7 protein-coding genes are annotated in these 11,030 nt (G+C 71.6%); 4 read left to right on the top strand and 3 right to left on the bottom strand.

Going from position 1 to position 11,030, the window contains the following annotated elements; all coding sequences use genetic code 11:
• Together ACWDS7_RS41910 and ACWDS7_RS41905 are read right to left on the bottom strand one after the other, a co-directional pair.
• Positions 1 to 1,284: FG-GAP repeat protein (locus tag ACWDS7_RS41910; protein ID WP_451933813.1), on the bottom strand; the 1,284-nt coding region annotated here is incomplete at its 3' end.
• Between the two features lie 261 nt (positions 1,285 to 1,545).
• Complete coding sequence (locus tag ACWDS7_RS41905) at positions 1,546 to 2,124, bottom strand: TetR/AcrR family transcriptional regulator (RefSeq protein WP_451933812.1); 579 nt, start codon at positions 2,122 to 2,124, stop codon at positions 1,546 to 1,548.
• 105 nt (positions 2,125 to 2,229) lie between these two features.
• Between ACWDS7_RS41905 and ACWDS7_RS41900 the strand changes: the two genes are divergently transcribed.
• From ACWDS7_RS41900 to rph, 4 genes are all read left to right on the top strand, one after another.
• Positions 2,230 to 2,868 carry an NAD(P)-dependent oxidoreductase gene (locus ACWDS7_RS41900; RefSeq protein WP_451933811.1) on the top strand — a complete coding sequence of 213 codons (639 nt, stop codon included), beginning with the start codon at positions 2,230 to 2,232 and terminating at the stop codon, positions 2,866 to 2,868.
• Between the two features lie 175 nt (positions 2,869 to 3,043).
• The gene (locus tag ACWDS7_RS41895) at positions 3,044 to 3,613 is read left to right on the top strand and encodes a TetR/AcrR family transcriptional regulator (protein WP_306858164.1); all 570 of its coding nucleotides are present in this window, start codon (positions 3,044 to 3,046) and stop codon (positions 3,611 to 3,613) included.
• Positions 3,614 to 3,704: 91 nt separating this feature from the next.
• Positions 3,705 to 4,883 carry a GDSL-type esterase/lipase family protein gene (locus ACWDS7_RS41890; protein ID WP_451933810.1) on the top strand — a complete coding sequence of 393 codons (1,179 nt, stop codon included), beginning with the start codon at positions 3,705 to 3,707 and terminating at the stop codon, positions 4,881 to 4,883.
• 810 nt (positions 4,884 to 5,693) lie between these two features.
• Complete coding sequence (gene rph, locus ACWDS7_RS41885; RefSeq protein WP_451933814.1) at positions 5,694 to 8,291, top strand: rifamycin-inactivating phosphotransferase; 2,598 nt, start codon at positions 5,694 to 5,696, stop codon at positions 8,289 to 8,291.
• Positions 8,292 to 8,394: 103 nt separating this feature from the next.
• Here rph and ACWDS7_RS41880 read toward each other — a convergent pair whose 3' ends face one another.
• Positions 8,395 to 10,827, bottom strand: coding sequence for a glycoside hydrolase family 5 protein (locus tag ACWDS7_RS41880; RefSeq protein ID WP_451933809.1), 2,433 nt, complete (start codon positions 10,825 to 10,827; stop codon positions 8,395 to 8,397).
• Between the last annotated feature and the right edge of the window lie 203 nt (positions 10,828 to 11,030).

The raw sequence follows: 11,030 nt of genomic DNA, 5'->3' as shown, positions 1-11,030 counted from the left end.
GTGGTGACCGAGCGCAGGAGCTCGCCGGTCGTCGGGTCCTTGTAGAACCCGGCCTTGCTGCGGCGGGGGACCGGTGACCAGCACGTTGCCCGCCCTGCTCAGGCCGCCGGAGCGGCCGCCGGCGAGCACCTGGACGGCGTTCTCCCCGGGCACGCCGACGGCCAGCTCGTCGTCCCCGTCGCCGTTGAGGTCCCCGGCGGCCAGCGCGGCGCCGAACCGGTCGAAGTAGCGGGGCTCGCCCTTGAGAGACCGTTGCGACCAGGCCTCGGAGGTCGCGGTCCGCAGCCCGGAACGCGAGCCGTAGACCACGTCCACGGTGCCGTCGCCGTAGTCCATCGCCCGCTGGTCGTCGGTCAGCCCCTCGCCCGGCACCCCGATCGCCAGGTCGTCGTGGCCGTCGGCGTCGAAGTCGCCGGTGGCCAGCGCCGCGCCGAAGGCGTCCCACGCCTCGCCGAGACCGGCGATCCCCGGGCTGTCCTGGGTGAGCAGGGTCGCCCTCCCGCGGCGGACGTCGAGCACGGTGACCGACCCCTGGCCGTTCCGCTTCAGGAACGTGTCGCCGGGCGCGCCCACCGCGATCTCGGCCCGGCCGTCGCCGTCGAAGTCCCCGGCCGCCAGCACCGCCCCGAACTGGTCGGTCGCCTTGGCGTCCTGCCCGACCCAGCCGCTGTCCTGGTCGATCACCTGCGGCCGGCGGCCCTTGAGGCCGTACACCCCGACGCCGCCCCCGCCCAGGCCGGGCACGCCGACGGCCAGCTCGTCGTCCCCGTCGCCGTCCAGGTCCCCGGCGGCCAGCGCGGCGCCGAACCGGTCCGGGCCGCGCCTGCGGCCCAGATCCCCGGCGTCGATCATCTCGCCGGGACGCAGCCCGGCCGGGGAGCCGTGGAAGATCTGCACGGCTCCGTGGCCGTCGGCGCCCGGCCGGGAGCGGTCCTCCTCGGAGACGCCCACGGCCAGGTCGGCGCAGTGGTCGCCGTCGAAGTCCCCGGCCGCCAGTGCCGAGCCGAACGCGTCCCCGGTCTCCGCCTCGCCGGGCACGCCGGGGCTGTCCTGGGTGAGCCGCCGCCCGGCGCGCGTGCCGTACAGGACGGTGACGGACCCGGCGCGCGCGTGCCCGCCGACGGCGGTGTACGGCGCGGCGACCGCGAGGTCGGCCCGGCCGTCGCCGTCGAAGTCGGAGGGGACGCCGGAGCAGGTCCCGGCGGCGGCGGGGGAGGTGGGGACGAGGAGGGCGGCGAGGATCGCGGGGGCGAGGACTGCGGAGGCGAGGTGCGCGGCTCTCATATGCCGAATGGTCTCCGGGGATCCGGACATCCGGCCCACAGGGATATGAAATCCACATGACCAGCACGGGTAGAGAACATGCCGGGACCCGTGGTGAGCAACGCGCTCGGCGCCTGCGCGGCCGGTGTCCGTGTGGCCGATGTCCGTGTGGCCGGTGTTTGCACGGCCGGCGTGGGCGCCTCCCGGGCGTGCCCGGCCGCCGCCCGGTTGAGCGGTGCACGGCCCAGTGGTGCTCAGCTCAGTGGTGCGCGGTCCGGCCGCTCACAGGCCGGCCGCGAGGGTGCGGGCGAGCCTGCCCGCGGTGTCGTCGGCGCTCCCGGTGTCGGTGAAGTGGCCGAGGAAGGCGTGCTGCAGGCAGGCTCCGAGCAGCAGCGCGGCCACCGCCTCCGGGTCGGCCTCCGGCCGGACCCGGCCCAGGGCCTGCTCGGCCCGGAGATACGCGGCCAGCCAGGTGTTGACGGTCTGCGGCCCGGCCCCCCGCTCGCGCATCGCCGTGCGATAGCCCTCCAGCAGCCGCAGCTCGGAGAAGATCGACGCGGCGATGGGGAAGCTGTCCTGGTAGAAGGTGATCGCGGCGTGCGCGACCCGCTCCAGGTTCTCCTCGACCGTGCCCTGTCCGGCCTCGTCCGCCAGGGTGGCCAGGAGGCGGGGGAGCCGGCCGGGCACGCGCTCCTGCAGCACGGCCAGGAAGAGGTCCTCCTTCGCGCGGAAGTGCTTGTACAGCAGCGCCTCGGAGCAGCCGGCGGTTCTGGCGATCTCCTTGGTGGTGGCACGGGCGAGCCCCTGGGCGCGCATGACCTGTGCGGCGGCGTCGACGATCCGCTCCCTGGTGCTCTGCACGGTGTCTCCTGGTTTGACAGTTGGTAAGTACTCACTAACCATATGGGGTGAGCGGACACTCACCCATCGTCCCGGGCGTCCCGGGCAGAGGTCAGGAGCGAGTCGATGAAGCTGACGGTCTTCGGAGCGAGTGGCAGGACGGGCATCCATCTGGTCCGGCAGGCGCTCGACGCCGGGCACGAGGTGACCGCGGTGGCCCGCCAGTCGTCGCGGCTGCCGTTCGCCGAGCACCCCCGGCTGAGCGTGCTCCGCGCCGACGTGCGCTCCCCGGAGGCCATCGGCCCCGCCGTCGCCGGCCGGGACGCGATCCTGTCGGCCCTCGGCCACACGGGCGGGCGGGTCCCCACCGACGTCTGCGCCGCCGGGGCCCGGGGTGTCGTGCGCGCGATGGCGGACACGGGGGCGCGGCGGCTGATCGTGGTCAGTGCCAGCGGCGCGTTCATCGACGGCGGCGACGGGCCTGCCACCCGGCTGCTCGTCAAGCCCGTCCTGCAGCGGGTCCTGCGGCACTCCTTCGACGACACGCGGGCCATGGAGGAGGAGATCCGCGCCACCGGCCTCGACTGGACCGTCGTCCGCCCGCCGCGGCTGACCGACGGCCCCCGCAAGGGCCGCTACCGCACCTCCCTCGACCGCAACGTCCGCGGCGGCCTCACCCTCTCCCGCGCCGACCTGGCCGACTGCATCCTGAACCGCCTCGACGATCCGGCCACCGTGAAGGCCGTGGTGTGCGTGGGATACTGACCGGCGTCCTGCTCCCGCAGGCCGTGAGGGATTGACAGGCGATCCGCTCCGCCCTCGCGGTTCACGGACGCGGTACGGATCTCCCGCTCGGCCGGTGGCCTCCTGAGCGCCAACCGCATTTGCCTAAAGCTTTTAGGCAGATGCATAATGGATGTCGTCGTATGGGAGGAAGGTTATGGTCAGAGCAGGGTTGACCCCGCAGCGCCTGGCCCGGGAAGGGGCAGAGCTGGCCGACGAGGTCGGCTTCGACCAGGTGACCGTCTCGGCGCTCGCGCGACGGGTCGACGTCAAGGTCGCGAGCCTGTACTCGCACCTGAAGAACTCCCAGGACCTCAAGACCAGGATCGCCCTGTTCGCGCTGGAGGAACTCGCCGACCGGGTGGCCGCCGCCCTGGCCGGGCGGGCCGGCAGGGACGCCCTGGCCGCATTCGCGGACGCCTACCGCGACTACGCCCGGGAGCACCCCGGTCGCTACGCCGCCGCCCGGCTCCGGCTCGACCCCGAGACGGCGGCCGCCAGTGCCGGCGTCCGGCACGCACAGATGACGCGGGCGATCCTGCGTGGCTACGACCTGACGGAGCCGGACCAGACGCACGCGGTCCGGATGCTGGGCAGCGTCTTCCACGGCTACGTCAGCCTGGAGACGGCCGGAGGCTTCAGCCACACCGACGTCGACCCGCAGGAGTCCTGGGCCTGGATCCTGGATTCCCTTGACGCCCTGCTACGGAACCGGGCCACACCCTGACCGGCGGCGGGCCGCCCCGTGGAGGCGGTCCGCCGCGCCGCACACCGATGCGCATGTGCGTTCCGGAAATACTGATCAGCAAGTTGAGACGATGAATACTGAGCACGACTGGATCACCACACCCATCACCGCGGACATATTGCGCGGTTTTCTCGACCTGGAAGCGACCGCCCACGGCCTGCTGCCGCATCGGCTGCCCGCTCGGGCACGCCGGCAGATCCCTGACAACCAACTGGCCATGGCCGAGGCGCAGCCCTCCGGCGTGCGGTTGGCCTTCCGCACCCGGGCCACCGTGATCGAACTGGACACGCTGCCCACCAAACGGATCTACCGAGGTTTCCCTGCCCCGCCGGACGGCGTGTACGACCTGCTGGTCGATGGCCGTCTCACTGCCCAGGCCACGGTGGCCGGCGGCAGAGTCCACACGATCATCGACATGGTCACCCAGTCCGCCGAACTGCGTGAGGGGCCTGCCGGCACCGCCCGGTTCACTGATCTGCCGGCGGATGACAAGGATGTCGAGATCTGGCTTCCGCATACGGAGGTCACCGAGCTGATCGCCTTGCGCACCGACGCCCCGGTCGAGCCGGCGCGGGACAGCGGGCGCAGAGTATGGCTGCACCACGGCAGTTCCATCAGCCACGGTTCGAACGCCGCCCACCCGACCGCCACCTGGCCGGCCCTGGCAGCCGCCCGGAGCGGGGTGGAACTGGTCAACCTGGGGTTCGGTGGCAGCGCGCTGCTGGACCCGTTCACCGCCCGTGCGATGCGGGACACCCCTGCGGACCTGATCAGCGTCAAGCTCGGCATCAATGTCGTCAACGGCGACGTGATGCGCCTGCGCGCCTTCACCCCTGCGGTCCACGGCTTCCTGGACACCATCCGCGAGGGGCATCCGACCACTCCGCTGCTGGTCGTGTCCCCCATCCTGTGCCCGGTCCAGGAGGACACCCCCGGCCCTCTCGCGCCCGACTTCGACGACGGGACCTTGCGGTTCAAGGCCACGGGCGATCCAGCCGAACGCGCCGCCGGGCGTCTGACGCTCAACGTCATCCGCGACGAACTCGTCCGGATCGTCGAACAGCGGACGGCTGACGACCCGAACCTGCACTTCTTCGACGGCCGTGACCTTTACGGCGAGACGGACTACGCCGAACTCCCGCTGCCCGACGAGGTTCACCCCGATCCCGCAGGACACCGCCGCATCGGTGAGAACTTCGCGCGGCTCGTGTTCGGCGACGGCGGTCCCTTCGCCGCCAAGACCGGCTGACCGCACCAGCCTGAGCCCTGCGTGTCCGGCACGCCCCTGACAGGAGATCGTCCAAAAGCCACGCGTGTCCGGAGTGCGAGCCGACCGGCCATTGCCGCGTGCCGACCGAGCGCCGCGCCGCGCATCGGGCAGGATGCCGGCGCCGAGGTCGCGGGTCCGTCCGCCACCCGGCCGCCTGCGGAACGGCCGACCTCGGGTGAGGCCGGAATCGACCAGAAGGACACCGTGGGCCGGGGTGACGCAGTGGATCACAGGCCGTTGTCGCGTATCCCGCCGACTTCCCGTCGCCATCGGCCGGCGGCAGCGTGAGGACGACCTGCGGGGTGTGTTTCTTCTGTGCTCCGGCCGCCCCCCGCATAACGGGGGTCCCGGCAGCAATGAAGAAATTTCCAATGGATATGCAGGTCGAAGTCCCGGTAAGGCCCTTCGGGCATAATCTGACGACGGACCGCTGATCTGTGTATCCGTTGCTCCCCGCGCCGTTACTGCCGGGACCCCACTCTGTTCGAGGCGTCACTGAACTGTGGGTTACTGCCTGCGGCAACCGGCGGTGACAGGGCGGCCGGGTGCCGGGCGGAACGTCGAGAGCCTCGGCGAGGTGTCGGTAGGCCACAGGCGCAGGGCGACGGCCGCGGGCCGGACGCGGAGCGAGGGACAGGGTGCTCCACCGTCCGGGGCGGCTGCGCGCACCGCTCCCCGCCACTTTCACTTTATATCAGAGTCGCGCGTCTCATGAGGCGTCAGAAAGTGCTTCATACTTGCCCGTTGCGAACCGGCCCGACAAACGATGGAGCGACGGAATTGGGTTACGTGCTGGGTTTCGAGGAGATCGATTCGACGAATATCGCAGACGTCGGCGGAAGGGGGGCGCACCTGGGCGAGCTCTCGCGAATCAATGGCATCCGCGTGCCGGACGGATTCTGCGTCACGACAGACGCCTTCCAGCGGGTCGTGGCCGAGGCGCCGTCGATCGACGCCCAGCTTGACCTGCTGTCGCGCGTGGAACCGGACGACCGCGCGGCGATCCGCACCCTGAGCGCCGATGTCCGCCGCGTCGTCGAAGGCGTCGAGATTCCCGACGATCTTGTGGCGGCGGTCAGCGGATCACTCGCCCGGCTCGGGGAGCAAGCCTCCTGCGCGGTGCGTTCCAGCGCGACGGCCGAGGACCTGCCGACCGCGTCCTTCGCCGGCCAGCAGGACTCGTACCTGAACATCGTGGGCCTACCGGAGATCCTCCGGCACGTCCGGAGGTGCTGGGCCTCGCTGTTCACCGAGCGGGCAGTGACCTACCGGTGCCGCAACGGCTTTGACCACCGCAGGATACGGATGGCCGTGGTCGTACAGCAGATGGTGTTCCCGGACGCGGCCGGGATCCTCTTCACCGCGGACCCCGTGACCTCGAACCGGAAAATCGCCACCGTGGAAGCCGGTTGGGGGCTCGGCGAGGCGCTTGTCTCCGGTCTGGTCGCCGGGGACGTCTACACGGTGCGCGACGATCAGGTCGTCACCACAGCGGTCGCCACCAAGCCGCGGTCCGTCCAGGCGTCACCGGGAGGCGGCACCCAGGACGCACCGGTCGAACCGCGGCGGCAGACGCAGCCGGCTCTGACGGATGCGCAAGTCGTGCGCCTGGTGCGGCTGGGCCGGCGCATCGAAGCGCACTTCGGCAGGCCCCAGGACATCGAATGGTGCCTGGTCGGCGATGACTTCCACATCGTGCAGAGCCGGCCGATCACCACCCTGTTCCCCATCCCCAGGACCGATGACCAGGAGAACCGTGTCTACGTCTCCGTCGGTCACCAGCAGATGATGACCGACGCGATGAAGCCGCTGGGACTCTCCCTGTGGCAGCTGACGACCCCACGGCCGATGCACGAGGCGGGCGGACGGTTGTTCGTCGACGTAGCCCCCGTCCTGGCGACGCCCGCGGGTCGCGCGAACCTCCTCGGGACCCTGGGGAAGTCCGACCCGCTGGTCCGGGACGCGCTGCAGACCGTCCTCGACCGCGGCGACTTCATCCGCCTACTTCCGGACGAGGATTCCACCGCCGCACCCGCCGGTGACTCACCCGCCCCGATCGAGACCGACCCGGCCCTTGTCACCCAGCTGATCCAGCACAGTCAGGCGTCCGTCGCCACCCTGCGGAGCGAGATCCGGACTCTGTCCGGGCCGGCGCTGCTCGACTTCATCCTGGCCGACATCGCAGAGCTGAAGCGCATCCTGTTCTCTCCGCGGAGCCTCCAGGCGATCATGGCGGGGATGGAGGCGACCTGGTGGCTCAACGACCACCTCGAGGCGTGGCTGGGCGAGAAGAACGCGGCCGACGCGCTCACCCAATCCGTCCCCCACAACGTCACGTCGGAGATGGGGCTGGCGCTCCTCGACGTCGCGGACACGATCCGGCCGCACGCGGACGTCGTGACGTTCTTGCACCGCGTCGTGGACGAAGGCCGGGAGGGCGACGGCTTCCTGGACGAGCTGGCCGGGCTGGCCGGCGGACGGGAAGCACGTGACGCCATCCGGGGCTACCTCGACAAGTACGGCATGCGCTGCGCAGGCGAGATCGACATCACCAGAACGCGCTGGAGCGAGCATCCCGCCACGCTCGTGCCTGCCGTCCTCGGCAACATCAAGAACTTCGAGCCGGGCGCCGGCGGACGGCACTTCGAACAAGGACGCCTGGAGTCACGACGGAGAGAACAGGAACTCCTGACGCGATTGCGCGCCCTGCCCCACGGGGAGCGGAAGGCCGAGGAGACCAAGCGGATGATCGACCGCGTCCGCGCCTTCGCCGGATACCGGGAGTACCCCAAGTACGGCATGGTCAGCCGCTACTTCGCCTACAAGCAGGCGCTGCTGCGGGAAGCCGATCGCCTCGTCCGCTCCGGCACCCTGCGCGAGAGAGAAGACATCTTCTTCCTCCGGTTCCCGGAGTTGCAAGAAGTCGTGCGCACCGACGAGGTGGACGCCGGACTCATCCTGGAAAGGCGGGAGGCGTTCCGGTCGTACGAGGCGCTCACCCCGCCCCGGGTCCTCACCTCGGACGGCGAGGTCATCACCGGCCGGTACCGGCGTGACGACGCCCCGCCCGGCGCGCTGGCCGGCCTCCCGGTCTCGGCCGGGACCGTCGAGGGCCGTGCCCGTGTCGTCACGGACATGGCGCAGGCCGACCTTGAGGCGGGCGACATCCTGGTCACCGCCTACACCGACCCCAGCTGGACCCCCCTGTTCGTCACCGTCGCCGGACTGGTGACGGAGGTGGGCGGCCTCATGACGCACGGGGCGGTGATCGCGCGGGAGTACGGCCTGCCGGCCGTTGTGGGGGTGGAGCAGGCCACCCGGCTGATCCGGGACGGGCAGCGGATCCGCGTTCACGGAACCGATGGGTACGTCCAGATCCTCGCCTGAACCGTCACCTCGGACCCGGGACGCCGGCACTCGAGGTGGGCCGTCTTCGGCACCCGATCACCGAACCTGAGTCCACGGCCCGACCCCGGCGCGGAGAGCGGGGCTAGCGGTGTGCGGTCAGGGTGTAGGCGCCCCGGGTGCAGCCGGTGATGCGCCAGCCGCCCGGTGCCTGCCGGGCGGCGACGCCCGTGACTCCGGTACTGCGGACGGCTGGCCGGGCGCCGCCGGGGAACCAGACATCGAGGCCGCACCCGCTGCCCTCACCCCGGGCCGTGAGGCTCGCCCGGTCCGACGTGAGGCCGGTCAGGCGGCCGGGGGCGGAGCGGGGGTAGGGGCGCGAGAGCTCGGCGACGTATTCGGGGGGCGGGGGCAGGTCCTTCCCGGTGGCACAGTCCTCGATCATGAGGTTGCCGCCGGTCTCGGCCCCGGCCCCGGCGTGGGCGTCGCCGCAGGACTGCTTCCAGACCCAGAACGCGCCGCCGATGCGGTGCCGATCCTCTTGGTCGGTGTATTTCGTGATCGGGGCCGATGCGGGGTCGCCGAACCAACCCCATTCCCCCGACCAGAGCCCGGCGCCGTAGTACGCCGCCGCCCGGCTCGCCAGGTCGAAACCGCGCTCGATGCTCGTGATGGTGAGACCGGTGCCCTGGTCGATGGTGATCGACTCGTTGTAGAGGTGGGGGGCGAAGACGAGCAGCCGGTCGTCGGTGAAGTCCTTGGGCACCGAGACCTCGAAGCCGAGACCCGACCAGAGCACGGACGGCTCGAAGAAGACCAGATGCGGGAAGCCGCGCTTCTCGCCCGCCCTGATGGCCTTGATCGCTCGGTCGTAGTAGCGGCCGAGCAGGACGCCGGAGGTGATCGGCGGGGCCTCGCCGAAGCCGGGCTCGTTCAGCAGGTCGTATCCGGCGACCATCGGCTCGTCCGCGAACCGCTCCGCCAGCATGCCCCAGGCGGCGACCAGGCGGGTCTGGATGCCGTCCCTGTCCTGGTAGAAGTTGGTGAAGGCGCGGGCGACGGCCGGAGAGATGTCGCGTCCGGTGAACTCGCACCTGGGGGCGCCGTCGAAGCGGTCGGCCCAGGTGGGGGCGCCGTCCCAGCCGTGCATCGGGGAACCGTTGCCGCAGGTGGTGCCGGGGGCGGCGTTGACGCCCTTGCCCCAGGCGTCCTGATGCATGTCGATGACCGTGCGCAGGCCGTGCTTGGCCGCGGTCTCGACGGCCCAGGAGATCCTGGCGAGGTAGGCCGGGTCGTAGTGGCCGGGCCGGGGTTCCAGGGCTGACCAGGACACGGCGAGGCGGATGACGTTGAAGCCCATCTGCTCCATGCCGGCGAAGTCGGCCTCGGTGAGCGGTCGCGTCACCGCCTTGTCCGGAAATTTCTGGAAGTAATCTTCGAGCTGGTTGACGTTCACGCCGCGCAGCAGCACCTCGTTGCCGTCGGCGTCGACGATCCTGCGGTCGGCTGAGAGCGTCAGGCCCTTGGTGCGCGGCAGCGGCGCGGTGGTGGTGCCGGGCTGCACCAGCGGTACGGCGAGCGCCGCGGCGGCCACGACGGCCGCCATCCGTGTCGGCGCGGAGAAGGCGGCGCCCTTACGCGCCGGGAGAAGGGCGGGGAGGAGAGCGCCGAGGGCTGCCGTCGCGAGGGCGAGGAGGGCGCCGAAGGAGAGCGCGGGGGCGAGGCGGAGCATGATCGCCGGTGCCCAGAACGTGTCGCCGCCCGCCAGGTCGCCGGGGAGCCCGATGGCCACCTCGACCAGACCCAGCGTCGCGGCCGCTCCCAGCGCGGAGATCCCGGCCACGACGGCCGGCGGCGAGGTGGTGGCACTGAGCCAGTGGTTCAGCGCCCAGGTCGTCACGCCCAGCAGGGTGACGGCGGCGAGGCAGCCCAGCGGTCCCGCCTCGGGCGCCGGGGCCAGCGGGGAGTCGCCGATGGCGTACCCGATGGGTGAGCCGCCCCACCACACCCCGCCGACCGACGCGCCCAAGACCACGGCCATCCCCGCCGCCACCCACCCCGACCCCGACGGGAAGAACGCCCCCGAGGCCGCGGCGGGTCCAGCGCCCGGCACCGGGGAAGGCGGGGAGGCCGAGATCGGAGGGGGTGGGGTGGGGCGGCGGCGCAGGAGCTGGGTGAGCCAGGCGGCTGCCAGGACCGGCAGGCCGAAGACCGCCGCCTTGACGCCGGTGAAACCGGTCGACCACGCCAGGTAGACCACATCGCCGAAGGCCATCACCAGCGACATCACCAGCTTGGCCGCCATCGCCGACCACACCACCGCGCCCCACACCAGCAGTGCCGTACGCAGCGGGGCGTGCCCGCGCGCGACCACCCACGCCAGCACCCCGACCCCCGCCAGCAGCAGCGGCACGTAGACGGCCGGCGCGGCCACCTGCCAGAGTCCGGCGACGGGTAGCAGGTCGGCGCCCGTCCATGTGTACGGCGCGGCCAGCCCCGAAGGGTCGAACACCGCTCCCAGCACGATGACGGCGGCCAGTACCACGACGACGATCGGCGACAGCCAGTGGTTCCTCATAGTGTCGGCGACCATACATGAGCATTGCTCACAAATGAAGACCTAGATCCACAACAGTGCGGAAGGGGACACGCGCGACGCGGGCCGCCCCCGGAGGGAACGGCCCGCGCCTGGCCCGCGCACTGGACGCGGGAGCCACGCAGAGCGGGCGCGGCGCGGGCACACCCGCCTACATGGCGCCCGAGCAGGTGAAGGGGGCCGGG

It is taken from the genome of Streptosporangium sp. NPDC003464, assembly GCF_053588315.1.
Note: the sequence above shows the minus strand (reverse complement) of the source record. Positions and strands in the feature narration are given on the sequence as shown.